The organism is Agrobacterium sp. S7/73, from assembly GCF_019355535.1.
GTDB classification, from domain to species: domain Bacteria; phylum Pseudomonadota; class Alphaproteobacteria; order Rhizobiales; family Rhizobiaceae; genus Agrobacterium; species Agrobacterium tumefaciens.
In genome coordinates, this window is sequence record NZ_CP072136.1 from 2406811 (window position 1) to 2432463 (window position 25653).

Sequence of the window (25653 nt, forward strand, 5' to 3'; positions counted from 1 at the left end):
CAAATTGCGAGTCCTTGACCGCATCAAAACAATCGATGGTTGTTATCCGTCGCAGAAATTTTTCGCGTTGGCGGTCCATTTTCCGTAGCCCGTCGCCACCAGATTGGCGATCACCCGGCAGACATATTTCTTTTGAGCCGGGTCGTTGTTGGGCCCGGCATGATAGCGGGCAACCGCCATGGTCCAGGTTTCGTGCCTGTTGTGGAGATTGCGCAGGAACATGGCGGCATATTCGACATTGCGGCGCGGATCGAACATTTCACGCGCGGATGTGAAGTTTTCGCCATGGAAATAGTGGTTTATCTGCATGCATCCGAGGTCGATCAGCTTGGCGCCGTTGCGCTTTGCCGTCTCGAAAGTGGTCAATGCCTCCTCGGTGGAGGAGGCAAATACCGGTTTTCCCTCAATATTCATGGCGTTGGGGTCAAGCCGACCCTTGCGACCGGTCTCGGTCAGGCCGACAGAATAGAGAATTCCCTCCGGCACGCCGTATTTGCGGGCAGCGGACTGAATTTCCCTTTCACAGACACCTGACGTTGCCGAAGCGGAGGCGTTTTCAGAGGTAAACGCCGTTGTCAGCAGAAGTGCGGGCAGAGCCAAGAGCGCCATCCATGCCTTCATTATGCACCCCCAAATTATCACCATTGCCCTGCCGTCCGCCGCGTGTGCCGGACTCGTCACGGTTGCGCCCTGCGGCGGCCTGTTGGCCATGCTGCTGCGCCTGCTGATTTTGCTGATTGTTGGCTTGTGTGCCCGTTTGGTCACTCTTGTCAGAAGAAGCAATGCTGATCGTGATGTTATCAACCGTCAGACCCTGCGCCTTGAGGCCCTCGAGGATGCTCTTGCTGTCCTGCTGAAGCTTTTTGTAGGCGGCCACGTTCTCCACCGTCATGTGAACGGCAAGCTCATCACCGGCAAGACGCAACGACATCGTCACCGATCCCAGCTCGATCGGCGTCATGTGCAGCTTCAGCGTATGGACGACTTTGCCGGTGCTGCTCTTGGCCGCCTCATTGGACAGCGACGAGCCGGGCTGCATGGCGCTAACCCATTCAGAATCATTGGCGATGAGGCCAGTCAGAGCCGAGGCGTTGGATGAAGGTGCCAGACCAATGAACCGCCGCGAATCGAGAACGGTAATCGTCTCGGTCGCCTTGCCACTGCTTTCCCGGGCATCGAACTCGACGCGGCCATCCCGCTGAACCGTACTCATATCGAGAGCGCGGGCTGTGCCGGAACGAGGAGATGCGAAGCGGAATGCCGAGGCGTCGCCTTCAGTGCCCGATCCGGATCCGGCTTCGTTTCCGGCAAGCTCGGTCCGTGCGTGCATGTCCTTCGCCAGAGGCTCAGCCTTACCCCTGACAGTTTCGACCTTTTCGGATTTGACATCGGCCTTGCCGGCAATCGCCTGCGCAATTTCCTCAAGGGGCGTCTTGGCTGTCACGATATCGCCGACATTGGCCGTGAGCGTCTGCAGCTCTGCCAGCTTCGGATCGGTTGCATCCGCCGCCGTCTGGCTCTCCTTGTCGGCGTCCTTGACCTTCTTGCCAGGTTTGCCGTTTTCAGGCGATGTGTGCGCCGTCTTAATCGCATTCTGAAGCTCCGCCAGCGCCTCGTGACCATGGCCTTCTCCGGAATGGTCCTTGACGAGCACGTTCAGGAAGCTCGGGGGCCGCTTGACCGGCACATCAGTCTTTTCCGCATCGTCATCCGGTTGCGCATGCTGCTCCTCAGCCGATCCCGCTTCCTGCTGATGACGCGAATGCGGTGCCTGCGGCGGGCGCTCTTCCCTGACCGTCGCGAGGGTGTCGCCGAAACTTCCGCCTTTGGCGTCGTCCCTCACACTGGCGCTGCCAGCGCGCGGATCGTTATATGGCGCATTCACTATCGCGTTGATGGTTGCGTCGATCATGGTGCCCCCTCGCCTTTCTTCAAAAGGCTGTCGATTTCATCGAGCTTACTGCGGCCGCTCGTCACGAGTTGCCGGACGTTCTCGCCCTCATCCTCAGCCTTGTGGTTTTCAACTCTCCATATGCCCTTGGTCTCGGCACTGGCCGCCTCATTCGCGGGCGCGCCCGACCCGGCCCCCTGCCCTGCCGTGACACCGGGATCGGCGCCAGGCTGCGGGGAAGGCGGACGAACCACCTGGTCGGCGATTGCCCTTGCCGCGTCCCGCAGGGCCCTGTCGCGATCCGAAAGCTGGGCCTCGGGAATTTGCCCGATTGTTTCAATCGCGCTCACCACATCGGGCGTGCCGATATTGGAAAGGCTTTCATATAGATTTGCCTGAACTTGCGGCTGGTCCGGCATATCCGGCGACAGCGCTTTCGCCTTCAACGCCGCCATGCGCGCCAGCGAATCCTTGCCGCTGATCGCCGCGAGACGGGACAGGCGCAGATAAGCTTCCTTCTGCCTCTCCGCGTCCATCATGGCGAATGTTTCCTCTATCGTGTCGTGCCCGATGGAATCGACACGTTTGACCACCAGTGAGACCAGAAGGTCCGCGAACTGGCTGGCATAGGGCGAATGCAGGAACCGCCGCGCGTAACGCTGTGCATATTCGACGCCACGCCCGGCATCGCCGTCTTCAACGGCGATAGCAAGCGAGCGGCGGAGTGCAGCCTCCTCCACGATGGTACCGGGCGCTTCGAGCCGGGCTATGTCATAGAAACCGAGGGCAGCCACCGGATCGCGGGGGATCGTCACATTGCCGCCGATCAGTGCAAGATAGGCGCCAATTCTCGTGCCGCGATACTCGGGCACCATGGCCGCGATGCTCTGGGCGACCAGCGTTCCCTTGCCGGACAGATATTTGCGCAGAATATCGGCGACGCGGCTGTCGAAATTGCCGTCCACATCCCGCGCGACGAGCAATTCGAGCGTGGCCGGATTGCCGCCGCTCATCGCGTAGACAAGCGCCGCATCGACATTGCGCGGATCCTTGAAGATCGCCGAAGGTGCGCTCTTAAGCCGCTCGTCGATCGTCTGGAGCAGAAACCGCTGCATTTCGGTTGCCGAATGGTCTCCCATGGTGACGGAATCCTGCACGAACTGCAGGGAGCGCAACATGGCATAGGGCATGAGGTTGTCTTGCGATTGCGCAAAAACCTTCGCCGGTTCGGCACCGAGACCACACAGTGTCGCCGCAAGAAAAACCCAACGTTTCGAGGATTTCGTCACACTCACCCCCGATCGGCCTCAAGCAGGATTTCGATACGGCGGTTCGCATTCGCCAGCGGGTCTGCCGGCACCTGCAATCTGCGATCCGCAAAACCCGAAACCTGTTTCACCCGCTCTTCCGATAGGCCGCCGCGAACCAGCATGTAATAGGCGCTATGCGCGCGGTCCATGGAAAGCCGCCAATTGTCATTGGCCTCACCCTTGAACTGGCGTCCATCGGTATGGCCGCGGATCACCACGCTGCCGCCACGCTCCTGAAGCAACTTGCCGATCTTCTCCATGGCCAGGACCATTTCGCCGCGGGGCACAGCCGATCCGACATTGAACATCGGCGTTTCCGTCTGGTCGGAAATGGTCAACAGCAATCCGCCTTCGGCGGGCGTCACCACCAGACCTTCGGCGAGCTTGCCGCTAATGCCGGATATCTGCTTCTCGATCTCTTGGCGCAGCTCTTTGGCCTCTTCCTTCTGCGCAGCAGTACCTTGCTGCTGCTCCGGCTGAGGCTGCGTAAGTGCTGCCTGCTCTGCGGCACCCGGCCGCTGCTGCGGCACCACGGCGGCGACTTCCATGGCCTTGCCGTGATCTGCACCATCGGCTGGCTGCTGAGACGATTTAGCCGCAACCGCTTCATTATCCTTGGCAGCGTCCTGCTGCTTGTTCTCGGCAGATTGCTGCTGTTCGACCGGATTTTGCTGCTGGTCCGCACGTGTGATCTTCACCTGCTGGGTCCAGAAATCGGGATCGAAGGGATCGCGGTAAGCCTCACCGCCGCTCGCACCCGTCGCCGGGCCGGAATCGGCAGCACCACCTTCGCCCTTGGCGCTGACATTGGCCTGCTGCCCGACCTGCTGGGCAATTTCCGCCAGAACGGAATAGGGATTCTCGAAAAAGTCCGCTTCTGAGAAGTTCGACTGCTCCCCGGTCTGCGAGGTCAGGTCTTCACCTGTCGCGGCGGCTGAACCCTGGGTGACCTTTTCCGCCTTTATGTTGGACTGGTCTTTCTTCTCGACGCCCTCTTCCTTGTCCACGGGTTTTTCCAGCCCCTTGGACGAGGGTTTCTCATCGGACAGCTTTATCGGATTGAAATAGCTGGCGACCGAGGCCTTGGTTTCCTCGTTTGCGGCGTTGACCAGCCACATGACGAGGAAGAACGCCATCATGGCCGTCATGAAGTCGGCATAAGCGATCTTCCACGCGCCGCCATGGGCGCCATCATGCCCGCCCTTGTGGCGTTTGACGATGATGATCTCGTTCTTGCCGTGGTGGTGATTTTCGCCTTCACTCATTTCATCACCTTGCGAAGACTGGACGCCCAGGCGGACATGCGCGTGACGAACACGCTTTCACCCAACTCAACGGAGAGGTCGATATCTGCCGTCTCGATAAATTTCATCGTCTCTTCTTCAAAGCCCGGCTGCGTCTTCAGCTGCTCAAACAAATCTTTCGGGCCTTTCACGACAAGGGTCACGGCCTCGCCATCCGGCATGGAAGCGCGAACGACATCCGCAAGCGCCGAAACCGCCTTCAGCGACAGCTCTTCGGTCAGAACCGGGGCAAGGATATTGGCGGTCTGTTCGCTGAGATTGGTGGCGATCGCATCGATGCCTTCACGCAGTCTTAGCGACAGGAAAACGGCAATTTCTTCCAGATAGACGGAACGTAAGCCTTCGAGTTCTGCGGCATGAGCAGCAAGAAGCTCCTCGCGCTCGGCCTGCATTTTCTCCGTGATCTCGCGGGTCGCATCCTCGTGACCACGGGCATAGGCGGCCTGTTTTTCGCTTTCGACGTCGAGCGGCTCGAATTCATCGAAACCGGACGCAATATCGCCAAAACCGGAAATGCCGTCGACATCCGCCAACGGTTCGCCGAACGTCAGTCCCGCGGGCTGCACGTCACCGAAATCCTTGAGATATCTTGCAATGGACGCGCTCATGCCCGCCCCCGGCAAAACAGGCCAAAGGGGCGAGACATGTTTCGTTGCCTGCGATCAAAGCCGTTTGGCGGCACCACCGTCATCCTTGCTACCCTGCCCGTCTCTTCAATTGTTTCCGGCCGGATCACGCCATGCGATCCACCCGATATTGCCCCGACGTTAGGTGTTCAAACTTGTGCGAGGATGAAGGCGGGCCCCGTTTTCAGAAACCTTGCAACCAACTCCCCCGAACCCGCCGGACCGACGCCGGTTTACTTGAAGAGCTGAAGGATGTTTTGCGCGTTGGCATTGGCGATCGAGAGCGCCTGGATGCCGAGCTGCTGCTGTGTCTGCAGAGCCTTCAGCCTGGTCGATTCCTCGTTCATATCCGCATCCACGAGACGGCCGATACCCTTGTCGATCACGTCCATCAGGCTCGAGACGAAGTTTTCCTGCATGTTGATGCGGCTCTGCAAGGAGCCGAGGCTGGAGGCCGTACTGGTCATGGCTTCGAGCTGCTTGTCGACAAAACTCATCATCACATCGATGGCGTCGGAAGCGGTGTAGTTCGTGGTGCCACCGGAAAAACCGCTCATGGCTGCCGCCACGACATCGAGATTGTCGAGATCGAGCGTGGAGACGGAAAGACCGAGGGATCTGGCAACGGAGGTCGGCGCACCGGTCGTGTCATAAAACCAATCGTTGCTGCCTGTGTCCCGATAGGCCGCCGCGACGGTGGTGGTGCCGCTCGAAGGGTTGGTCGCCGTCACCTTGACCCAGGTATTCTCGGACAAACGAAGATAATTCACCGTTCCGTTGCTGTAGACGCTCGGGTCGGTATTCGTATCCGGCGTCGCCGCATTCAGCGTGCCGATTTCCGCGTCCGTCAATTTCTTGACGACGTAACCCGCATTGGTGGTCACGCCGGCTGTCGTCGATGTTTGGGTGATCTGTTGTTCCGTCTTCGCGACAAAAACGGCGCTCTTGTCGAGAATACCGAGTTTTCCGCCGCTGAGGTCGAAAAGCACGGCACTGCCGTCCAGCACATAGTCAACCGTGGTGACGCCGACATTGCCCGAACCGGTGCGTGTGAAGGACGCGACGACCTTTTTGGTGATGGGTTCTACAACCGGCGGCGTGCCACCATTGCTGATGCTGGCCTGCAGCCAGTTCTCGCCGGAGAAGGAGGCAGATTCCGACGTGCTCTTCAGCTGTTCCTGAAGCTGCTTGATTTCGTCCTGGATCTTGCCGCGGTCAGCCCCGACGCCATAGGCGGCGACAAGCTTTTCCTTGATTTTCTTGACGACCTCGATCGAGTTCGCAAGGGCGTCATAGGCCGTATCGACCTTGGCGGCGCCCAGTCCCAATGCATCCTGCACGGCCGAGAGCGCTGCATTGTCGGAGCGCATGGTTGTGGAGATAGACCAGTAGGCGGCATTGTCCGCCGCCGTTTCGACACGGTAGCCGGACGACACACGCGCCTGCGTCGTCTCGAGATTCTTGTCGATCATGCGCAAGGTTTGCAGCGCGGCCATCGCCGCCGCATTGGTCAAAATGCTGGTCATTGGGTCCACCCAATTGGTACTGTCAGGAAAAATCCGGCGCTGCGCCGAAAACGAGCAGAGGCATCATGCGCATCAGCGATGGTAAAAAGAGCCACCGCGACCTGCCGTTCGTTAACAAATCGTTAATTCGATAGGTACCAAACAACAACGCTGATTTGCAAGGCGTTCCTTGCCTTCACAGGCCGGTTTTGCATAAACCGACACGCTTCAGGCAAGGTCGGGTGAAAAAGTGCCCGAATCAAGCCATCGCGCCCGCGAATTCGGAAGGCGCAATGGATAATATATGAAAATGTCCGCTGGACTGGTTCAGGCAGCTTCGCCCTGGCGGGCCGACACGAATCGGGCAGCCGTCAGGCTCTGACGGAGAAATTCGGTGTTCTCGTCCGGATTTTCCGAAGGGTTCTGAAACGAAACATGATTGATCTCGACCGCAGCATGCTCGTTGGCCAGAATCAATTGCGCATAAACCGTCGCGCCGTGCGGTTTCAGTTCGAGATCGAGGACGATCTCCGGCGCCCCTTCCCATTCGAGCCTGTATTCGCCACCGGCACCGAAATTGATCGTGCCCGGATGATAATAAAGCTCCGCGGCCGACGAGACGAGGTCGGCAATGCTGCCGTAGCACTCGAATCTGAGCAATGAAATCAGGTCGGCCGGATCGAGCAGGCGCAGTTCGGTGGCGATCGGGTTGATCGCCTCTGCGACGATCATTTCCCGCTTTTCAGAATAGGCGGATTTTTTCATTGGTTTTATTGAACCCGTATTTTCGATGACTTCATGGCGTAAACCCGATGAACGAGCTCAGCTACAGCCTTGTAAAAAGCTGGTGGAATCACACTATCGATCGAGACTTGCGCAAACATGGAGCGTGCGAGCGGCGGATCTTCAAAAACGGGGATATTATTTTTTTCCGCAATCTCGCGGATTTTCAATGCGATAAGGTCCTGACCCTTGGCAACGACGACAGGCGCGTCGCCTTCTTCGCGAACGTAACGCAACGCCACTGCAAAGTGTGTCGGGTTGGCAATCACCAGTGTCGCGCGCGGCACATTGTCGATCATGCGGCGGCGGGCGCGGTCACGGGCGACCGAACGCTGACGGGCTTTGACCACCGGGTCGCCCTGCGATTGCTTGTACTCTTCCTTCACCTCATGCTTCGTCATTTTCAGCTGGCTGAACCAGTGGTGGCGCGTCCACAAAAGGTCGACGGCGGCAAGCAGCGCGGTCGAAAAGAGAATCACGACCATCATCTTTTTGGTGAGTTCGACAACCCTGACGAAAATGACCTGCGGGTCGGAGAACATCAGGTCGATGAGACTGTAGAAATCGCCGCGCAGAGACAGGAACATGATGATCGAAACGATCAAGATCTTGAACAGCGATTTGCCGAATTCCACAAATCCCTGCTTGCTGTAGATGCGGCCGAACCCCTTTGCCGGCGAGATGCGCGACCATTGCGGACGCACCCTCTCAAGCACGGGCGACGGCAGGTTCTGGAAAAACGAGGAGGCAAGGCCGAAGACGATGAACATGATCATGGCCGGCATGAGCAGATAGGCCATGGACGTCCCGAGGAAATAAAGCAGCGACAGGGCATCCGGCCTGGTGCTGAGGTTCCATTGTTCGGGCTGGCCGAACAGGTCCTTCAGCGTTACGCCGAGGCGACCGGCGCCGTCGGGCAAAAAGAAAACCAGATAGCAGTAAAAGGCGAGTGACGAAGCAAAGATCGGCACCTCGCGGGAAAAGGGAAGATTGCCCTTTTCCGCCGCATCACGGAGTTTTTTCTCCGTTGGGTCTTCTGTTTTACTGTCCTTGTCCTGATCGTCTGCCAAGGCACGTTCCCGGGATAAAAAAAGGCCCGCCGATCGCGGCAGGCCGTCATTCCAAAACTAGCGCCCGAGACCGGCCATCGCAATGGCCGGCATTGCCTATAAGGCGGGTTATCAACCGGCTTCCGCTCAGGCTGCTGCGGATTGTTCCTCTGTGGAGGCTTCCTTCAGCTGAATCTGACCGGAATTGGCCAGCCGAATCGCTTCCTGCGCCACGGCGCGGCGTGCAATCGCCACTTCGCGGGTGTTGATGGAAGCCTGCGGCACGGCGAGGTCCGATTCGATCATGCGGCGCTGGCGCGGGCTGATGCTGGACAGCACACACTCCTTGATTTCCATGGTTGCGCCACGCAGCGCCATGGTGAGAACGTCCGCCGAGACATCGTTGAGCAGCAGGACGCGGCTGCGCTGCGGCATGAACATGAGATCGTCGAAGAGGAAGATCTTCGGCTTGACCTTGTTGGCAGCTTCCTTGCTGAGCGTTTCGAGCGAGCTGAGCAGCGTATCGACCTGCGGCTTTTCCATTTCGTTCATCAGGTCGGCAACCTTCGTGGAGCCGCCCGCATTGCGCTCTGCTTCGATCTCGTTGATGAGGTTGACCACACGCTTCTCGATGATCTGGGCAGCCGTTGGGCTGACTTCCTTCATGTTGACCGTGCGGTTCATGATATCGGCGCGCTGCCCTTCGGGAATGGTCAGAAGGACCTTGGCACCGAAGGACGAGGGCAGCATGGAGAGGATATAGGCGATGGTCTGGGGATGCTCGCGCAGCAGGAACTTGCCGACGAATTCCGGCTCCGCTTCCTGCAGGCGATCCCAGATCGACGCTTCATAGGCCTGGAAGGCTGCACGACGGCCGAGAAGGCTGTCCACCTCCTCCGGTGTCAGGCCCTCTTCGAGAATGCTTTCGATCGCCTTGGCATTGTCCATCAGACCCGTTCCTTCCGTGAACAGGTCTTCGAACTCCGCCACGATCTGGGCGAGTTCGTCAGGGGGAATGACACGCAGCGTCTGGGCCGAGGAAATGATCATCTGCAATTCGTGCTGCGTGAAAAATTTCAGCAGCTTGCCGGCGACGCCCTTGCCCATGGCAAGAAGCACCGCGGCCGCCTTGTCGGCCTGAGACAACGGCTTCCCTGCCAGCGGGTTACCGAAATCCTCGAAGTCCATCATGGTCTTTCCTCTCCGTCCCCACAGGGATCAGGCTTTTCTCGTACTCATTACTTCAATCAATTTTACGCCGAAGCGCGTATCGTCGTCTTCAAGTACCGTTATTTCACCGCGCGCAATACGGCGGCCATTCACCATGATCTCGACCGGTTCACCGATCTTGCGGTCAAGCGCGATCGTTGCACCCTCTTCAAGGCTCATCAGACCCGAGACGAGCATGCGGCTGGTGCCGAGAACGATCTGGACATCGATCGGGATATCCATGATCAGGTCCATATTGTCGGACAGGCCACTGCCGAGCGGCGCCTTGATGCCCGCGACCTGTGGGGTGGCCGCGAAATCGTTCATTGCAAAATCGCCCGCTCCACCACCGAAGGCGGAAAGGTCGCTGTCGGCGGAAGCGTCGTCAACGCTCCCGAAATCCCCGAAGTCGCCAAAGTCGGACAGCGAACCTTCCGCATCCGTCTTGAGGACGCCACGCAGATCGCCGATAGCCTGGTCGAGCTCACCGCCATCTTCAAGCGACGGCAGCGCCATATCATCGGTCACAGGTGTTTTCTTCGTAGCCATGCGCTGATTATTCCCTTTGAAACTTGCGTCAGCCTGCCCAGAACCCAAAAAAGGTGGACAGGTTTTAACCCATCAGATGTCGCAAGATCTCGTCGTCCGTGCTGACATTGTTCTTTACCCGAACCATGTAGCGGTCGCCGGACTTGCCGAATTCACAATTATAGAGCTTGGAGCCGTTGGCGCTGACCTCGACGCCGATGTCGTCCTGCTTCAGATCCTGAAACGGAATGACGTCGCCAGCCACCAGCCTGGAGATCGTCCGCAGGGTCAAGGTTTCGAGCTTGATGCGCGCCTCGAGCGTTACCTGCGATCTTTTCACCTGCTCAGAGATCAAATCCACCCATTCCGCCTGCTTCTTCAGCGCCTGGGCTGAAGCCTTGGGAGCGGCGATGGAGGTCTTGAGCAGGGGCCGCTGCGGCACGATCAGCGCGAATTCCGAAGAAACCTTGCCGATGGCGATCTTCATGCGGACTGTCACGCCGTAGAGGCCGGCGATCATCTCCTCGAAGGCGCTTTTTCCATTGGCCGTAAAGGGCGGGTCGATCGTCGCCTCGAAACCGCCCGGCGCGTTGACGCCCGACCGCAGGACACCCCCGATGCGCCCGAGAACCATGGCCGCCAGGTCGAGTTCGATGTGGGACAGGCTGCGCTCGTCCGGCTCGCCGATGGTGTCGGCGGCGGCGCCCAGCATGCGCTCCATGAGCGCGATGACGAAGCCGTTGCCGACCGCCATCATGAAATTGGGGCACCAGTTGCGCAGAGAACAATCCGCAACCGAGAAATTGCCGCCGATATTGGCGATGAGATCGGTCATCAGCCCCGATTCGGAGCCGATATATTCGACGTCTATCGCAATGCCGGTCTCGCTGTGAAAGATATCAGGCAGGAATTCGCTGTAGAGATGGCCGATATCGGAGCCGACCTTCGCGATTGTCTTGCGGTCGGAAAGCCCGCCGGTAAGTTTCGCGAGCAGCGACGTGTCGATGACGGGTGCTCTTTGCTGTGCAGCTTTAGCCATGGTCATGCCGCCTTGTTTTCGCCGCCGGGGTTCATCATCTCCTGTTCGACGGCGTCGATGGACGGCCGCTCGTAGTTGGAGATGGTCTTGCGCCCGTATTCAAGCGCGACCTGCGGCACCGAGCCGTTCATGTAGGCGATCAGCGTCTGCTTGACGATGATGTAGAGGCGGTGCTGCTTGGTGCGGACGATCTTGACCTGCGAAGCGAGTGGGTTGCAGATCGAATAGGACAGGATGATGCCGAGCATGGTGCCCACCAGTGCGGCGCCGATGAGGCCGCCCAGCACTTCCGGTGATTCGTTGATCTTGCCCATGGCCTTGATGACGCCGAGAACCGCCGCGACGATACCGATGGCGGGGAAGGAATCGCCCATGGTGGTGATCGCGTGGTAAGGTTTCAGCTTGTCGTGCAGGATGGTCTCGATTTCCTCGTCCATCAGTGCTTCGATTTCGTGGCTGCGCGCGTTGCCGATGATGATGAGGCGGACGTAGTCGCAGATGAACGACGTCAGCTCCTTGTTTTTCAGCACCGAGGGTGCGCTCTGGAAGATCGAGGATTCTTCCGGATTGTCGATATGCGCCTCGATCTCGTTGCGCGATTTCGTGCGCAGGTCGCGCATCAGCGAATAAAGTACGCCGAGTACGTCGAGATAGTTGCGCTCCTTCGGGACCGAGTGCTTGAAGGCCTCGCCGAGCGCCTTGCCCGAATCCTTCACGACCTTCATCGGGTTTGCCATGATGAAGCCGCCGAGGCCGGCACCGCCGATAATCAACAATTCGAACGGCTGAACCAGCACGTCCAGATGGCCGCCCATCGCCATGTAGCCGCCGATGATGCAGCCGAAGGTGATTATAAGTCCAATTACAATATTCATTGATCGACCACGCCCGAACAGTGTTCCATGCCGCCATCTCTAGAAAATGTGGCTTGCGTGAACCTGTCCGCGGGGCCTCTTTCCCTCGTCGCCGCAGCCAGTTTCGCACAAGCAACATCCGGCATTATCCCGACAAAGGCGGACGTGCGCCTTGGTATCGGGATCAAACGAGAGCGGCGGTTCAGTGACTTCCACCTACACCAGCTACAGACTGATCAGTCAGGACATCGGCAAATCGCTTGAGCGTGTGTCGAAGCAACCCGACGTGGCGCGCGAAACCGAATATTACCGGTCGAAGATCGGCAGCGTGAAATCCGTCGACGACTTCATGGCCGATACCCGTCTTTACAATTATGCGCTGAAAGCTAACGGCCTCGAGGACATGGCGTATGCGAAAGCCTTCATCCGCAAGGTGCTGACCGAAGGCACGGCCGACAAGAACGCCTTCGCCAACAAGCTTTCCGACAGCCGCTATTCGGACCTTGCGAAATCGCTCGACTTTGCAAGTCTCGGTGCAGCTGCAACTGCGACCGAAGCGGCCCAGTCCGGCATCATCAGCAAATACACCCGCCAGACGCTGGAGCAGGAGGCGGGCGGCGACAATAACGGTGTCCGGCTTGCTCTTTACTTCGAGCGCAAGGCACCAACGATCAAATCGGGTCTCGATTTTCTAGCCGACGACGCGCTCGCGCAGGTGTTCCGCACCGCCTACAACCTGCCTGACGAAATTGCGGCAGGAAGCGTCGAAAAACAGGCCGCGCTCATCGAAAAATCCATCAATATCAAGGATCTGCAAAATCCTGAAAAGGTCGGCAAGCTGCTCGAGCGTTTCACCATCATGTGGGAAATGCAAAATCCCTCCACGACCTATGATCCTCTGGCCGTTTTCGGCTCCTCCAGCGGCTACGGCATTTCCCCGGACCTGCTGATCTCCATCAACTCCCTGAAACTCGGAGGCAAATGATATGCAATCCGGACTATACGTCGCCCTTTCCTCGCAGATTGCGCTGGAGCGTCGTCTCACCACCATTTCCGACAATATGGCGAATGCGAACACGGTGGGTTTCCGCGGTTCCGAAGTGAAATTCGACGAAATGGTCGCCAAGAACCACAATGACATGAATGCCAAGGTGGCGTTCGTATCGCAGGGTAACGACTATCTCTCCACCCGTCAGGGCGCCTTCGAACAGACTGGCAATAGTTTCGATTTCGCCATCAAGGGCGATGCCTGGTTCGCGATGGACACGCCAGACGGCCAGATCCTGAGCCGCGACGGGCGTTTCACCATGCGCCCGGACGGCGCGCTCATCTCCTCAAGCGGTTATCCGGTTCTCGACGCCGGCGGCGGTCCCATCCAGCTCAATGCGAATGGTGGCCCGATCACCGTCAGTCTCGATGGTGCGATCAGGCAGAACGACAACATCGTCGCCACGCTCGGTATCTTCCAGGCGGATTTCTCGAAAGGCTTCCTGCGCCATCCCAATAGCGGCGTGAAGCCCGTGGCCCCGCCGACGGCGGTCGTCAACAATCACGAGGTCGGCGTCGTTCAGGGTTATCTCGAGCAGTCGAACGTCAACGGCATTTCCCAGATGACGCAGCTCATCCAGGTCAACCGGGCCTTCGAGAGCATTTCGTCGCTGATGCGCGATACCGAATCCACTTTCGGCGATGCCATCAAGACGCTTGGCGGCGCACGTTAAGGAACTGAGCGATGACAATGCCGGAATCCACGCTCACGGTCGACGCGATTTCACCGAAGCTCGCCCTGCTGGCCAGCCTTGCCGGGCACTATGCCGATCCGGAGTTTTCGGTGGCGCCGGGCGGCCATGTCCGCACCATCGCCGCCGGACACTACACGGTTTCCGGCCTGTCGCGGCATGTGAGGCTGGGCGAGTTCGTCGCCCATCGCAGCGCGACCGGTATCCATCTCGGCGAAGTCGTGCGTGTGGAACCCGATATCTGCTACGTCTGCCCCATCGAACCGGGCGAGCCGATTGGCATTCACGACACCGTCATCCGCAAGGGTGCCTTCCGCGTTGCGCCTGACGACAGCTGGTGCGGCCGCACCATCAATGCGCTTGGCGAACCCATCGATGGCAAGGGTCCGCTTGCATCAGGCACGGAGCGCCGTCCGATTTCCAGCAGTGCACCGCCGTCGATGACGCGCAAGCGGGTGGAGACGCCATTCAAGACGGGTGTCCGGGCAATCGATATTTTCTCGCCTCTCTGCCTTGGTCAGCGTCTCGGCATTTTTGCGGGCTCAGGCGTGGGCAAATCCACGCTGCTATCGATGCTTGCCAAGGCCGATGCCTTCGACAAGGTCGTCATCGGGCTTGTCGGCGAGCGCGGTCGCGAAGTGCGCGAGTTCATCGAAGATACGATGGGCGAGAATATGGGCAAGTCCGTCGCCGTTGTCGCGACCAGCGACGAAAGCCCGATGCTGCGCAAGATGGCGCCGCTTTCGGCCGTCACCATTGCCGAATATTTCCGTGACAGGGGCGACAACGTCCTTCTTATCATCGACAGCGTGACCCGTTTTGCCCATGCGATCCGCGAAGTGGCGGTCGCTTCGGGTGAACCGCCGGTGGCACGCGGCTATCCGGCCTCGGTCTTCACCGAATTGCCGCGCCTTCTGGAGCGGGCGGGACCCGGCGCCGAAGGCAGCGGTACCATCACCGCCATCGTCTCCATTCTGGTGGACGGCGACAACCACAACGATCCGATTGCCGATTCGACCCGCGGTATTCTCGACGGCCACATCGTGCTGGATCGCAGCCTTGCAGAAGAAGGCCGCTATCCACCGATCAATCCTCTGGCCTCGATCTCGCGTCTCGCCAAGAAGGCATGGACCCCGGATCAGGAAAAGCTGGTGTCGCGTCTGAAAGCGCTGGTGCACCGCTTTGAGGAAACGCGGGATCTGCGCCTCATCGGCGGTTATCGACCCGGCACCGATCCCGATCTCGACATGGCGGTGAAACAGGTTCCGATCATCTATGAAACGCTGAAACAGCTTCCGAATGAACCGGCGGCGCAGGACGCCTACGCCGATCTGGCGACCGCGTTGCGCGGTGGAGTGCAAAATAATCAGCCACAGGTAAACCCGAGAATGAGAGGCTGACCCGTGAAAAAGAAACAGATCGACAAGATCGACGATAGCGACCTCGAGAACGTACAGCCGCAGCCTCCCTTCTTCACGCCCGACCGTATTCTGGCGTGGACGGGAATAGGACTTGCCGCCGCCGCCGCATTTTTCCCCTGGTACGTGTTCTTCAACGAGGACAAGTTTGGAATGAGAGTGGCAGACGGCGACCGCACGCGCGACCTGCCCCATACCGGTCCGCGTGAAGTCTTCAGCGTTTCGCCCCTGGCCATGACCAATCGCAACAAGGAAGACGCGCCAGCCCCCGGCGAATTGCCGGACATGCTGACGACGGCGACGGTCAGCGAAAAGGGTAAGGAAAAGCAGAACAATCTCGCCGCAGGGCTTGAAGACCAGCCCTTCCCCGGCCAGACCTCCTTCCGCCTGCTGCATGTCTCCAACGGCCGCGCCCTCATCGAGGACGGATCGGGCATGTATATGGTACGGGTGGGCTCCACATTGCCCGACAATGCGCGCCTGACCAAAATCGAGCAGCGCGACGGCGAGTGGATGATAGAGACTTCTTCCGGTAAAACCTATCATCCCGAGAAGTAGCCAGACCGGCACTCTGCTGAAGTCTGCTGCCGTCGCCGGATCCAGTCCGGCAGGACGGAGACGTCTTCGCAATCCACTATTCGATCCCAAGGCGTGCCGCATTTAACGGCGCGCCATTTTTGTTTCCGCAATCGCCTTCGGGATCAGATTCTCCAGTGCTTCCGCACCTGCGCCCCTCACCGCAAGTCTGACGCAAGATTAGCACCGTAGGTTCGGGCCATACGAGATGGAGAAGTCTATGCAACCGATTCAACTGTTCGATCTGGCCTCCCGCCAAGCGGAATGGCTGAGCGTGCGGCAGGAAGTCGTGGCGACCAACATCGCCAACGCCAACACACCCAAGTTTCACGCCAAGGATGTCAGTCCTTTCGAAGCGGTCATGCAGGCCACCAGCCAGCAGGTTGGCATGGCGAAGACCCATCCCGCCCATTTCGGTGCTAGCGAGCTCAGCGAAAATATCGCGGTGCGCGACAACCCGATCAATAACGAGATCGGCATGCAGGAGTCCGGCAATTCGGTCGCGCTTGCCGAGGAAATGACCAAGACCGGCGAGATCAAGCGGCAATACGACCTGAACGCCAGTCTCGTCAAATCCTTCCATCGCATGATGCTGATGACGGTAAAGAGGTAAACCATGGATCCCTTGAGTGCGGCGAGCAAGATCGCGGGCAGCGGCCTGGAAGTGCAGTCCACCCGACTGCGTATCGTTTCGGAAAACATTGCCAACGCAAGATCGACCGGCGACACGCCTGGCGCCGACCCCTATCGCCGCAAGACCGTGACATTCGGCTCCGAGCTTGACCGCGTAAGCGGCGTGCAGCGCGTGACGGTAAAGAAGCTTGGCGTCGACCGCGGCGATTTCGTCCATGAATACGACCCCGGCAATCCGGCCGCCGACACCAGCGGCATGGTCAAGATGCCGAACGTCAACGTTCTGATCGAAATGGCGGATATGCGCGAAGCCAACCGCAGCTACGACGCCAACCTCCAGGTCATCCGCCAGACACGCGACCTCGTCGCCTCCACCATCGACCTTCTGAAAGCATCGCAATGATCGACGGCATCAAACAACTCGGTTCCCTCTCGCTCACGCGTGGCACGAGCAACGTCTCTTCGCTGACCGACAGCATTTTCGGCAGCCAGCAGACGACGCCCGCCCAGCAGACGGGCGCAAGCTTCGCAAGCGTTCTCGGCAATATGTCGACGGATGCGATGAACAACCTGAAGAAGGCGGAAGTGGCCTCCTTCGAAGGTATTCAGGGCAAGGCAAACACACGCGAAGTGGTCGATGCCGTGCTTTCGGCCGAGCAGTCCCTGCAAACGGCCATCGCGTTCCGCGACAAGATCGTGTCGGCCTATCTCGACATTACCAAGATGCAGATCTAGAGCGCGTCCGGTTTGACGCCAATCGTTGGCCGCGCTCTAGGCCTTTGTTTTTAAGCACTTTCCGGACGCAGAACCGCTCCGCGCCTTTACTGGAAATGCTCTAGCCCCGCAGGAAAAATGACATGAGAGCTCTTGCCATCGCTGCCACCGGTATGGACGCCCAGCAGACCAATCTGGAAGTCATTGCCAACAACATCGCCAACATCAACACCACCGGCTACAAGCGCGCGCGTGCAGAGTTTACCGATCTTCTGTACCAGACCGAACGCATGCAGGGTGTGCCGAACCGTGCCAACCAGGCTATTGTGCCTGAGGGAGCCAATATCGGCCTCGGCGTGCAGACTTCCGCGGTGCGCAACATCCACACCCAGGGCAACCTGATCGAAACCGGCAACAAGCTCGACGTGGCAATCATCGGCCAGGGCTGGTTTCAGATCGAGGCGGCCGACGGTTCGACGCTCTACAGCCGCGCCGGCGCCTTCAACAAGAATGCTGACGGCAACCTCGTGACGGTTGATGGCTACAATGTCATCCCGAACATCAATATCCCGACCGACGCGCAGGACATCACCATCACCCGCACGGGTCAGGTGACCGCCCGCATCGGCAACGCTGCGGATTTCACTGAACTCGGCCAGTTGACCATCGCCAACTTTGCCAACGAGGCGGGCCTGAAGCCGCTCGGCGACAACCTCTTTTCCCAGACGCCGGCCTCCGGCGCCGCCGTTATCGGCGTGCCTGACGATCCGAGCTACGGCTACATCAAGCAATCCTACCTCGAAGGCTCGAACGTCGATGCCGTCAAGGAAATCACCGACCTCATCACGGCGCAGCGCGCCTACGAGATGAATTCCAAGGTCATCACCACCGCTGACGAAATGGCTTCGATTGTCAGCAAGAACCTGAAGTAAGAACGGAAAGGCAGGCGGACATGAGGTTTGGCCGGAAACATAGCAGCTGCAGAACGGCACTCGTCCGTATGTGCCTTGCGTCTGCCTTTTCACTGGGTGCCATGGCTCCCGCTTTTGCACAGGCACCGACGGCGCTGGTTCCTACTCGCACGATCTATCCGGGCGAGACGATCACGCCCGAACAGGTGAAGCCGGTGGAAGTGACCAACCCCAACATTTCCGCTGGTTACGCGAGCGATATCAGCGAAGTGGAAGGCATGATCTCCAAGCAGACATTGCTTCCCGGCCGCACAATCCCCATTGCAGCGCTTCGGGAACCGTCACTTGTGGTGCGCGGCACGAGCGTCAAACTCGTTTTCCACATCGGCAACATGACGCTGATGGCGTCCGGAACGCCCATGAGCGACGGCTCGCTCGGCGAGGTCGTAAGGGTACGCAACATCGATTCCGGCGTGATGGTCAGCGGTACCGTCATGAAGGACGGAACCATTCAGGTTATGGCGAAATGAAAGTGCTTCGTATCCTCTGTGCGGCTCTGGTCATTTCGGCCCTGCCCTTCCTCTCGACGCCGCCAGCCCAGGCAGACACGTCCCGTATCAAGGATATCGCATCCCTGCAGGCCGGACGCGACAACCAGCTGATCGGATATGGTCTCGTCGTGGGCCTACAGGGCACCGGCGACAGCCTGCGCTCTTCACCCTTCACCGAACAGTCCATGCGCGCCATGCTGCAGAACCTCGGCATCACCACGCAGGGCGGCCAGTCCAATGCCAAGAACATCGCCGCCGTGATGGTGACGGCCAACCTGCCGCCATTCGCCAGCCCCGGCAGCCGTGTAGACGTGACGGTCAGCTCACTCGGCGACGCCTCCTCGCTTCGCGGCGGCAACCTCATCATGACATCGCTTTCCGGTGCAGACGGGCAGATCTATGCGGTCGCGCAGGGAGCACTGATCGTCAACGGCTTTTCGGCACAGGGCGATGCAGCGACATTGACGCAGGGCGTAACGACCTCGGCGCGTGTGCCGAACGGCGCGATCATCGAGCGGGAACTGCCGTCGAAATTCAAGGATTCGGTCAATCTGGTCCTTCAGCTGCGCAATCCCGATTTTTCGACCGCGGTGCGCGTCGCCGATGTCGTTAACGCCTTTGCCCGCGCCCGTTACGGTGATGGCATCGCCGAACCGCGCGATTCGCAGGAAATCTCGGTGCAGAAGCCCCGCACCGCCGACCTGACGCGGTTGATGGCGGAAATCGAAAACCTGACGGTCCAGACGGATACGCCGGCGAAAGTCGTGATCAACGAGCGCACGGGCACGATCGTCATCGGCGCGGATGTGCGTATTTCCCGCGTGGCGGTGAGCTATGGAACGCTTACCGTGCAGGTGACGGAATCGCCGCAGGTCATCCAGCCGGCGCCCTTCTCGCGCGGCGAGACGGCGGTGCAACCGCAGACGGATATCATGGCACTGCAGGAAGGCAGCAAGGTCGCCATCGTCGAAGGCCCTGACCTTCGCACGCTGGTTGCCGGTCTCAACAGCATCGGGCTCAAGGCGGACGGCATCATCGCCATTCTGCAAGGCATCAAATCCGCCGGCGCCCTTCAGGCGGAGCTCGTGCTGCAATGATGGAACTTCAGAAGAAAACTGCTTTCAGGAACGGCTTTACCCGGTTCGCGGCCGTTGCCTCGCTGCTTTTCCTGCTGCCCGCCGCCGGCGCCGAAAGCCAGCAAAACGTGGTGTCCGAACTCAGCACGCAGGATGAAATCCAAAAATTCTGCACCAATATTGCCGATGCGGCCCGCGACCAGCGCTATCTCATGCAGAAGCAGGAGCTGGAAAAGCTTCAGGCTGACGTCAACGAGCGCATTTCCGCGTTGCAGGACCGCAAGGCGGAATATGAGGACTGGCTGGCACGCCGCAATCATTTCCTCGAGCAGGCGAAAAGCAATCTGGTCGATATCTACAAGACGATGAAGGCGGATGCCGCAGCACCGCAGCTCGAGAAGATGCATGTGGAAATCGCGGCTGCCATCATCATGCAGCTTCCGCCGCGCCAATCGGGCCTCATCCTCAGTGAAATGGATGCTCAGAAAGCCGCAATCGTCGCCGGCATCATGTCGCAGGCAATCGACAAAAACACTTCGAAGGATCCTTCATGACCCCGCGTCTTCCGGCCCTCCTCCTGCCGCTTGCCCTGCTTGCCGGCTGCCAGAACAACCAGACCCTTAAGGAAATCGGCAACGCTCCCGCGATGAGCCCGATCGGCAGCGGCCTGCAATTCAGCCAGACGCCGCAGATGGGCATGTATCCGAAGCAGCCAAAGCACATGGCGAGCGGCTATTCGTTGTGGAGCGACAGCCAGGGTGCGCTGTTCAAGGATCTACGTGCGCTTAACATCGGCGACATCCTGACCGTCAACATCCAGATCAACGACAAGGCCGATTTCGACAATGAAACCGAGCGCAACCGTACTAATTCCAGCGGCCTGAACTGGAAGGCAAAGGCGGAAATCTTAGGTTGGGCGCCGGAGGCAGATTCCAACATCAAATACGGCTCCGATACAGACACCCAGGCCAAGGGCAAGACCAAGCGTTCCGAAAAGCTGACGCTGATGGTGGCGGCCGTGGTGACCGGCATTCTCGAAAACGGCAACCTCATCATCAGCGGTTCGCAGGAAGTGCGCGTGAATCACGAAATCCGCATCCTCAACGTCGGCGGTATCGTCAGGCCGCAGGATGTCGATGCGCAGAACATGATCTCCTACGAGCGCATCGCCGAGGCGCGCATCTCCTACGGTGGCCGCGGCCGCCTGACGGAAGTGCAGCAACCCCCGGTCGGTCAGCAGGTCGTCGACCTGTTCTCGCCGCTCTGACGCCGACATGCGAAAGCGGGACTGACCCATGGAAAACGAACAGACTGAGGGCAAGAAAAAATCCTCGCCGATGGTCATTACCATCGCTGGCGTTGCAATCCTCACCCTGCTGGGTGCGGGCGGCGGCTGGTTCGTGGGCGGCATGGTCGCCCCGAAGATCGCCGGCGCCGAGGCGCATGCCCCGGTTGCCGCCGGCGAACATGGCGAGAAGAAGGGCGAGGGCATCGATAAAATCCCGGCAGAGGCGAACGGTATCGTCCAGCTCGATCCCATCACCACCAACCTTGCATACCCATCCACGAACTGGGTGCGGCTTGAAGTGGCGCTGATGTTCAAGGGTCCGGTAGAGGTCAATCTCGCGGAGGATATCCATCAGGATATCATGGCCTACGTCCGCACCGTTTCCCTTCAGCAGCTGGAAGGCCCGCGCGGCTTTCAATATCTTAAGGATGACATTCAGGAACGAGTTGACCTGCGCTCTCAAGGGCGCGTATCCAAGGTCATGTTCCGGACCTTTGTCATCGAATGATTCGATTTCTTGTTACCATCGCTGTTCTTTTGGCTTTGCCGGGCCTTGCCAACGCCCAGCAATTTCCGACCGATCTGTTCAATACACAGATAGACGGATCCGTCGCCGCATGGATCATTCGCACCTTCGGCCTTTTGACTGTCTTGTCAGTCGCGCCGGGCATCCTGATCATGGTCACGAGCTTTCCGCGCTTCGTGATCGCCTTTTCGATCCTGCGCTCCGGCATGGGGCTTGCCTCGACCCCGTCGAACATGATCCTCTTGTCGATGGCGATGTTCATGACCTTCTACGTCATGTCGCCGACCTTCGATAAAGCCTGGACAGACGGCGTGCAGCCGTTGCTGCAGAACCAGATCAACGAACAGCAGGCGATTGGGCGCATCGCCGAACCCTTCCGTACCTTCATGAACGCCAATACGCGCGACAAGGATCTGAAGCTGTTCGTCGATATCGCCCGCGAGCGCGGACAGGTCGTGATGACCGACAATGTGGTCGACTACCGCGTGCTCGTTCCGGCCTTCATGCTTTCGGAAATCCGGCGCGGTTTCGAGATCGGTTTCCTGATCATCCTGCCGTTTCTGGTCATCGATCTCATCGTCGCCACCATCACCATGGCCATGGGCATGATGATGCTGCCACCCACCTCGATTTCCCTGCCGTTCAAGATCCTTTTTTTCGTGCTGATCGACGGCTGGAACCTGCTGGTCGGCAGCCTTGTGAGATCGTTCAACTGACGGCAATTGTGCCGAAATAATCTTCGTTAATCCTGTTTGTTAACCCCGCAGCCCCACGGCTGCGGGGTTTTCGCATTTTAACCCTTTGGTTACCGTTTTTGCTAGGGGTCAGATAACTATAATTTTAAATTAAAAACTTACCAATTAAATATACGTCGCAGTAACCATAAGTATTTTCTAGTATTTCTTAGTGCTCAAATTAACAATTGGGCAATTCTTTGCTGCCAAATTCTCCCTACACACAGCGGGTTTGGTTTCCAAAGGCAAGTAATTCGGAACCGAGTGGCATGAAGCCGAAACGTTGTGACCGGTAATACAAAGTCCGGAATGTCCCCAACTCCAGTATCTCGTAAAAACAAGGGACAAAATATTATGGCAAGCATTCTCACCAACGCCTCCTCTATGGCTGCTCTCCAGACGCTGCGTTCGATCGGCAACAACATGGAGACCACGCAGGGTCGTATCTCGACCGGCCTGAAGGTAGGCTCCGCCTCCGACAACGCCGCTTACTGGTCCATCGCGACCACGATGCGTTCGGACGCTTCGGCGCTCTCCACCGTTTCTGACGCACTCGGCATCGGCGCAGCCAAGGTCGACACCGCGTACTCCGGCATGGAAGCGACGATCAAGGTCGTTCAGGAAATCAAGGACAAGCTGATCCTTGCCCAGGACCCGACTGCCGACAAGAAGAAGATCCAGAAGGAAATCGGCCAGCTCCAGAAGCAGCTGACGTCGATCGCCGACTCCGCGACCTTCAACGGTGAAAACTGGCTGAAGACGAAAGCATCCAACGACGGCGCAGCATTCGCTGCCGGTACTGACGATGCGGCTATTGCCAACCTGAAGAAGCAGGTTGTTGCTTCCTTCACCCGTGACTCCGCTGGCGCCGTCAAGGTTCAGCGCGTCGATCTGCAGCTCAGCGGCTCGAACGTTCTGTTCGATACCGGCGCTGTAACAGACGGCAAGGGTACGGGCATCCTCGACAAGGCAGCTGTCGCAGACGGCGTTAAGCAGTCGGTTTCGAACCTCGATATTTCCGACCTGAGCATCTACAAGGGCGCTGGTGCCACCATGCTCGGCACTGCCGCTGCAACGGACAACGACATCCTCGACAAGCTCATCACCCACGTTGACAAGCAGCTTGAAACCCTCAACAGCGCTGCTGCCGATCTGGGCGCGGTCTCCAATCGCATCTCGATGCAGGGCGACTTCGTTTCCAAGCTGACGGCAACGATGGAAAAGGGTATCGGCCGTCTGGTTGACGCCGACATGAACGAAGAGTCGACCCGCCTCAAGGCTCTGCAGACGCAGCAGCAGCTGGCAATCCAGGCTCTGTCGATCGCCAACAGCGACTCGCAGAACATCCTGTCGCTCTTCCGTTAATCGGACCGAAAATTACAAAAGTCGAGCCGCGCCCGAAAGGGCGCGGTTTTGCATTTGTGGAGTGCTCCGCAAACGGGAAGATTTCGTTTACCATCCTTGCTTTGAAAGCATTTACCACGATTTGAGCGAAGCGCCGGGAGCGCCCTGAAATTAGGGAATTGGAAAGCACCGGCTGTCAGATTTTGGGCATGGACAGGCGGATAGCCGCTGGCCTGAATGACACAACACGCAGGATCGCAAGCGGAGGCTGACTGTCTTGCAATTGCGTGAAACAGGCAAACGTGACGGAGGCTGACCCAAGCGTATTGCCCTTTTACCAAAGCCGCATCCGGAAACGGGTGCGGCTTTATTATTTTTTAAACATTTCAGGCTACGCGCGCATGCGCGCGAAGATTGCATAATAAAATCTCAGCGTGTGCATTTTTTTGCGACCCTTAGCTCTTCATTAACCATATGGAGGTTAGCTAGAGCCATCGAAACGGCGAGCTAACCATTAAAAATCAGCAGGTTAGCAGGCATGATGCTGTGCGCTGTTCCCGGTGAGACCGGAATGTCCCTTCTTTAATCAGCCATTCAAGGGGCAAATTTACTATGACGAGCATTCTCACTAACGTAGCAGCTATGTCTGCACTCCAGACCCTGCGCTCCATCGGCCAGAACATGGAAACGACGCAGGACCGCGTGTCTTCCGGCCAGCGCGTCGGCGAAGCTTCCGATAACGCCGCTTACTGGTCGATCGCGACCACCATGCGTTCGGACAACGGTGCGCTTTCTGCTGTTCAGGACGCCCTCGGCCTCGGCGCCGCAAAGGTCGACACTGCCTATTCGGGTATGGAATCGTCCATCGACGTCGTCAAGGAAATCAAGAACAAGCTGGTTGCCGCCCGCGAACCCGGTGTCGACAAGTCCAAGATCCAGGAAGAAATCACCCAGCTGCAGGATCAGCTGAAGTCGATCTCCAGCTCCTCGTCTTTCTCCGGTGAAAACTGGCTGCAGGCAACCGTCAGCAACGGTGCTGGCGAACTGAAAAACGTCACCAAGCAGATCGTTGGCTCCTTCATCCGCGACGCTGCCGGCAACGTGTCCGTAAAGACCGTTAATGTTGACCTGAGCCGCAACACGGTGCTTTTCGACACGTCTTCGGGCGCTGCAAAGGACAAGCAGGGCGTCCTCGACTCCTACGCCTATTTTTCTTCCACGGGCAGCTACAAGCTATTCGAAATCACCAATGACTCGGACGGCGTAGGCGCCGCCCAGCCGGTGACCAAGGTTGCAGCAGCCAAGGTTTACACTGAAGCCCAGCTGAAGGGCCTGAAGGAAGCAACTGCCGGCACCCCCGTCACCTTCACAACCGCTGCTGCAACGGGTATCGTCACGATCGCTAACGCCGATGCGACAGTCCCCGACGTCAACGGCACCTACTTCAATCTTGGCAACGACCAGTATGTGAAAATCAACACGACTGCGCCGACCTCGCCGGCAACCAAGACCAACATTGCCGTTGGCCTCGACGGCACCACCAAGATCTACCTCGAAGAAGGCGCAACCGCCCAGCTCGCAACGCAGCTCACCTACTCCCTGACGTCTCTGGACATCACCAAGGATCTGACCGGCACGTTCAAGAACAGCGACGGCTCGGCAGTCTCGGAAAACCAGTACCTCGACGCCATGGTTTCCTTCGTTGACAAGCAGCTCCAGAGCATGACGTCCGCCGCTGCCGACCTCGGCTCGGTCAAGATGCGCATCGAACTGCAGGAAAACTTCGTCAACAAGCTGACCGACTCGCTCGACAAGGGCATCGGCCGTCTCGTCGACGCTGAAATGAACGAAGAATCCACGAAGCTGAAGGCTCTTCAGACCCAGCAGCAGCTTGCTGTTCAGGCCCTGTCAATCGCCAACAACGACTCGCAGAGCATCCTGTCGCTCTTCCGTTAATCGGAAAAGACATCGCCAAAAAATCGAGCCGCATCCGAAAGGGTGCGGCTTTTTCCGTCATGGTTAAGAGAAATTATTATTTCCTAATT

Annotated in this window: 28 protein-coding genes; 16 read left to right on the forward strand and 12 right to left on the reverse strand. The window is 58.6% G+C overall.

From position 1 onward, the window contains the following. Positions 1 to 42: 42 nt before the first annotated feature. The 12 genes from J5276_RS11905 to motA form a co-directional block, all read right to left on the reverse strand. Positions 43 to 609, reverse strand: a complete 567-nt coding sequence (locus J5276_RS11905; RefSeq protein WP_019564301.1) for a lytic transglycosylase domain-containing protein — start codon at positions 607 to 609, stop codon at positions 43 to 45. Beyond that, on the reverse strand, positions 557 to 1912 hold the full coding sequence (locus tag J5276_RS11910; protein ID WP_112154759.1) for a flagellar hook-length control protein FliK: 1356 nt from the start codon (positions 1910 to 1912) through the stop codon (positions 557 to 559). The genes J5276_RS11905 and J5276_RS11910 overlap by 53 nt, the downstream gene beginning before the upstream one ends. Then, complete coding sequence (gene motC / locus J5276_RS11915) at positions 1909 to 3186, reverse strand: chemotaxis protein MotC (RefSeq protein ID WP_003515101.1); 1278 nt, start codon at positions 3184 to 3186, stop codon at positions 1909 to 1911. Before motC ends, J5276_RS11910 begins: the two co-directional genes overlap by 4 nt. After that, positions 3183 to 4466: a MotB family protein gene (locus J5276_RS11920; RefSeq protein WP_019564303.1), complete on the reverse strand. Its 1284-nt coding sequence runs from the start codon at positions 4464 to 4466 to the stop codon at positions 3183 to 3185. Before J5276_RS11920 ends, motC begins: the two co-directional genes overlap by 4 nt. Beyond that, positions 4463 to 5113 (reverse strand): hypothetical protein, encoded by a 651-nt coding sequence (locus J5276_RS11925; protein ID WP_003515099.1) that lies wholly within the window; start codon positions 5111 to 5113, stop codon positions 4463 to 4465. The genes J5276_RS11920 and J5276_RS11925 overlap by 4 nt, the downstream gene beginning before the upstream one ends. 251 nt (positions 5114 to 5364) lie before the next feature. Continuing rightward, positions 5365 to 6657 (reverse strand): flagellin, encoded by a 1293-nt coding sequence (locus J5276_RS11930; protein WP_065703820.1) that lies wholly within the window; start codon positions 6655 to 6657, stop codon positions 5365 to 5367. A gap of 306 nt (positions 6658 to 6963) precedes the next feature. Then, positions 6964 to 7401, reverse strand: coding sequence for a hypothetical protein (locus J5276_RS11935; protein WP_003515097.1), 438 nt, complete (start codon positions 7399 to 7401; stop codon positions 6964 to 6966). 5 nt (positions 7402 to 7406) lie between these two features. Next, positions 7407 to 8489, reverse strand: coding sequence for a flagellar biosynthesis protein FlhB (gene flhB / locus J5276_RS11940; protein ID WP_003515096.1), 1083 nt, complete (start codon positions 8487 to 8489; stop codon positions 7407 to 7409). Positions 8490 to 8615: 126 nt separating this feature from the next. Next, positions 8616 to 9659: a flagellar motor switch protein FliG gene (gene fliG, locus J5276_RS11945; protein WP_112154760.1), complete on the reverse strand. Its 1044-nt coding sequence runs from the start codon at positions 9657 to 9659 to the stop codon at positions 8616 to 8618. 27 nt (positions 9660 to 9686) lie between these two features. Beyond that, positions 9687 to 10226 carry a flagellar motor switch protein FliN gene (gene fliN, locus J5276_RS11950; protein ID WP_003515093.1) on the reverse strand — a complete coding sequence of 180 codons (540 nt, stop codon included), beginning with the start codon at positions 10224 to 10226 and terminating at the stop codon, positions 9687 to 9689. 64 nt (positions 10227 to 10290) lie between these two features. Further along, a complete protein-coding gene (locus J5276_RS11955) occupies positions 10291 to 11250 on the reverse strand; it encodes a FliM/FliN family flagellar motor switch protein (protein WP_003515092.1) in 960 nt (319 codons plus the stop codon). Then, positions 11247 to 12119: a flagellar motor stator protein MotA gene (gene motA, locus J5276_RS11960; protein ID WP_003515090.1), complete on the reverse strand. Its 873-nt coding sequence runs from the start codon at positions 12117 to 12119 to the stop codon at positions 11247 to 11249. Before motA ends, J5276_RS11955 begins: the two co-directional genes overlap by 4 nt. Before the next feature lie 184 nt (positions 12120 to 12303). Between motA and J5276_RS11965 the strand changes: the two genes are divergently transcribed. From J5276_RS11965 to J5276_RS12040, 16 genes are all read left to right on the forward strand, one after another. After that, on the forward strand, positions 12304 to 13083 hold the full coding sequence (locus tag J5276_RS11965; protein WP_003515087.1) for a DUF1217 domain-containing protein: 780 nt from the start codon (positions 12304 to 12306) through the stop codon (positions 13081 to 13083). 1 nt (position 13084) lies between these two features. Continuing rightward, on the forward strand, positions 13085 to 13819 hold the full coding sequence (gene flgF / locus J5276_RS11970) for a flagellar basal-body rod protein FlgF (protein ID WP_112154761.1): 735 nt from the start codon (positions 13085 to 13087) through the stop codon (positions 13817 to 13819). Positions 13820 to 13830: 11 nt separating this feature from the next. Beyond that, the gene (fliI, locus tag J5276_RS11975; protein WP_112154762.1) at positions 13831 to 15237 is read left to right on the forward strand and encodes a flagellar protein export ATPase FliI; all 1407 of its coding nucleotides are present in this window, start codon (positions 13831 to 13833) and stop codon (positions 15235 to 15237) included. Between the two features lie 3 nt (positions 15238 to 15240). Next, positions 15241 to 15813, forward strand: coding sequence for a hypothetical protein (locus J5276_RS11980; RefSeq protein ID WP_013635475.1), 573 nt, complete (start codon positions 15241 to 15243; stop codon positions 15811 to 15813). A 238-nt stretch (positions 15814 to 16051) separates the two neighbouring features. Beyond that, complete coding sequence (gene flgB / locus J5276_RS11985) at positions 16052 to 16444, forward strand: flagellar basal body rod protein FlgB (protein WP_003515082.1); 393 nt, start codon at positions 16052 to 16054, stop codon at positions 16442 to 16444. Positions 16445 to 16447: 3 nt separating this feature from the next. Continuing rightward, the gene (gene flgC / locus J5276_RS11990; protein ID WP_003515081.1) at positions 16448 to 16867 is read left to right on the forward strand and encodes a flagellar basal body rod protein FlgC; all 420 of its coding nucleotides are present in this window, start codon (positions 16448 to 16450) and stop codon (positions 16865 to 16867) included. Beyond that, entirely contained in the window at positions 16864 to 17199 is a 336-nt protein-coding gene (locus tag J5276_RS11995; protein WP_003515080.1) for a flagellar hook-basal body complex protein FliE, read from the forward strand. Before flgC ends, J5276_RS11995 begins: the two co-directional genes overlap by 4 nt. Before the next feature lie 122 nt (positions 17200 to 17321). Beyond that, positions 17322 to 18110 carry a flagellar basal-body rod protein FlgG gene (gene flgG, locus J5276_RS12000; RefSeq protein WP_003515079.1) on the forward strand — a complete coding sequence of 263 codons (789 nt, stop codon included), beginning with the start codon at positions 17322 to 17324 and terminating at the stop codon, positions 18108 to 18110. A gap of 20 nt (positions 18111 to 18130) precedes the next feature. Then, complete coding sequence (flgA, locus tag J5276_RS12005) at positions 18131 to 18619, forward strand: flagellar basal body P-ring formation chaperone FlgA (RefSeq protein ID WP_013635474.1); 489 nt, start codon at positions 18131 to 18133, stop codon at positions 18617 to 18619. Continuing rightward, positions 18616 to 19737: a flagellar basal body P-ring protein FlgI gene (locus tag J5276_RS12010; protein WP_013635473.1), complete on the forward strand. Its 1122-nt coding sequence runs from the start codon at positions 18616 to 18618 to the stop codon at positions 19735 to 19737. The genes flgA and J5276_RS12010 overlap by 4 nt, the downstream gene beginning before the upstream one ends. Then, positions 19734 to 20270 carry a MotE family protein gene (locus tag J5276_RS12015; protein ID WP_013635472.1) on the forward strand — a complete coding sequence of 179 codons (537 nt, stop codon included), beginning with the start codon at positions 19734 to 19736 and terminating at the stop codon, positions 20268 to 20270. The genes J5276_RS12010 and J5276_RS12015 overlap by 4 nt, the downstream gene beginning before the upstream one ends. Beyond that, the gene (gene flgH, locus J5276_RS12020; protein WP_112154763.1) at positions 20267 to 20983 is read left to right on the forward strand and encodes a flagellar basal body L-ring protein FlgH; all 717 of its coding nucleotides are present in this window, start codon (positions 20267 to 20269) and stop codon (positions 20981 to 20983) included. The genes J5276_RS12015 and flgH overlap by 4 nt, the downstream gene beginning before the upstream one ends. Before the next feature lie 28 nt (positions 20984 to 21011). After that, positions 21012 to 21512, forward strand: coding sequence for a flagellar basal body-associated FliL family protein (locus J5276_RS12025; RefSeq protein WP_111804389.1), 501 nt, complete (start codon positions 21012 to 21014; stop codon positions 21510 to 21512). After that, entirely contained in the window at positions 21509 to 22246 is a 738-nt protein-coding gene (gene fliP, locus J5276_RS12030) for a flagellar type III secretion system pore protein FliP (RefSeq protein ID WP_003515060.1), read from the forward strand. Before J5276_RS12025 ends, fliP begins: the two co-directional genes overlap by 4 nt. 372 nt (positions 22247 to 22618) lie before the next feature. Continuing rightward, the gene (locus J5276_RS12035; RefSeq protein ID WP_003515059.1) at positions 22619 to 23629 is read left to right on the forward strand and encodes a flagellin; all 1011 of its coding nucleotides are present in this window, start codon (positions 22619 to 22621) and stop codon (positions 23627 to 23629) included. A 591-nt stretch (positions 23630 to 24220) separates the two neighbouring features. After that, a complete protein-coding gene (locus J5276_RS12040; RefSeq protein WP_111790166.1) occupies positions 24221 to 25564 on the forward strand; it encodes a flagellin in 1344 nt (447 codons plus the stop codon). Positions 25565 to 25653: the final 89 nt, after the last annotated feature.

What these genes read in the sequence shown, in the direction of transcription:
- J5276_RS11905 (WP_019564301.1), bottom strand. Translation starts at nt 609, where the DNA reads ATGGCGCTCTTGGCTCTGCCCGCACTTCTGCTGACAACGGCGTTTACC.
- J5276_RS11910 (WP_112154759.1), bottom strand. Translation starts at nt 1,912, where the DNA reads ATGATCGACGCAACCATCAACGCGATAGTGAATGCGCCATATAACGAT.
- J5276_RS11920 (WP_019564303.1), bottom strand. Translation starts at nt 4,466, where the DNA reads ATGAGTGAAGGCGAAAATCACCACCACGGCAAGAACGAGATCATCATC.
- J5276_RS11925 (WP_003515099.1), bottom strand. Translation starts at nt 5,113, where the DNA reads ATGAGCGCGTCCATTGCAAGATATCTCAAGGATTTCGGTGACGTGCAG.
- J5276_RS11930 (WP_065703820.1), bottom strand. Translation starts at nt 6,657, where the DNA reads ATGACCAGCATTTTGACCAATGCGGCGGCGATGGCCGCGCTGCAAACC.
- J5276_RS11935 (WP_003515097.1), bottom strand. Translation starts at nt 7,401, where the DNA reads ATGAAAAAATCCGCCTATTCTGAAAAGCGGGAAATGATCGTCGCAGAG.
- fliG (WP_112154760.1), bottom strand. Translation starts at nt 9,659, where the DNA reads ATGATGGACTTCGAGGATTTCGGTAACCCGCTGGCAGGGAAGCCGTTG.
- fliN (WP_003515093.1), bottom strand. Translation starts at nt 10,226, where the DNA reads ATGGCTACGAAGAAAACACCTGTGACCGATGATATGGCGCTGCCGTCG.
- J5276_RS11955 (WP_003515092.1), bottom strand. Translation starts at nt 11,250, where the DNA reads ATGACCATGGCTAAAGCTGCACAGCAAAGAGCACCCGTCATCGACACG.
- motA (WP_003515090.1), bottom strand. Translation starts at nt 12,119, where the DNA reads ATGAATATTGTAATTGGACTTATAATCACCTTCGGCTGCATCATCGGC.
- flgF (WP_112154761.1), top strand. Translation starts at nt 13,085, where the DNA reads ATGCAATCCGGACTATACGTCGCCCTTTCCTCGCAGATTGCGCTGGAG.
- fliI (WP_112154762.1), top strand. Translation starts at nt 13,831, where the DNA reads ATGACAATGCCGGAATCCACGCTCACGGTCGACGCGATTTCACCGAAG.
- flgB (WP_003515082.1), top strand. Translation starts at nt 16,052, where the DNA reads ATGCAACCGATTCAACTGTTCGATCTGGCCTCCCGCCAAGCGGAATGG.
- flgC (WP_003515081.1), top strand. Translation starts at nt 16,448, where the DNA reads ATGGATCCCTTGAGTGCGGCGAGCAAGATCGCGGGCAGCGGCCTGGAA.
- J5276_RS11995 (WP_003515080.1), top strand. Translation starts at nt 16,864, where the DNA reads ATGATCGACGGCATCAAACAACTCGGTTCCCTCTCGCTCACGCGTGGC.
- flgG (WP_003515079.1), top strand. Translation starts at nt 17,322, where the DNA reads ATGAGAGCTCTTGCCATCGCTGCCACCGGTATGGACGCCCAGCAGACC.
- flgA (WP_013635474.1), top strand. Translation starts at nt 18,131, where the DNA reads ATGAGGTTTGGCCGGAAACATAGCAGCTGCAGAACGGCACTCGTCCGT.
- J5276_RS12010 (WP_013635473.1), top strand. Translation starts at nt 18,616, where the DNA reads ATGAAAGTGCTTCGTATCCTCTGTGCGGCTCTGGTCATTTCGGCCCTG.
- J5276_RS12015 (WP_013635472.1), top strand. Translation starts at nt 19,734, where the DNA reads ATGATGGAACTTCAGAAGAAAACTGCTTTCAGGAACGGCTTTACCCGG.
- flgH (WP_112154763.1), top strand. Translation starts at nt 20,267, where the DNA reads ATGACCCCGCGTCTTCCGGCCCTCCTCCTGCCGCTTGCCCTGCTTGCC.
- J5276_RS12025 (WP_111804389.1), top strand. Translation starts at nt 21,012, where the DNA reads ATGGAAAACGAACAGACTGAGGGCAAGAAAAAATCCTCGCCGATGGTC.
- fliP (WP_003515060.1), top strand. Translation starts at nt 21,509, where the DNA reads ATGATTCGATTTCTTGTTACCATCGCTGTTCTTTTGGCTTTGCCGGGC.
- J5276_RS12035 (WP_003515059.1), top strand. Translation starts at nt 22,619, where the DNA reads ATGGCAAGCATTCTCACCAACGCCTCCTCTATGGCTGCTCTCCAGACG.
- J5276_RS12040 (WP_111790166.1), top strand. Translation starts at nt 24,221, where the DNA reads ATGACGAGCATTCTCACTAACGTAGCAGCTATGTCTGCACTCCAGACC.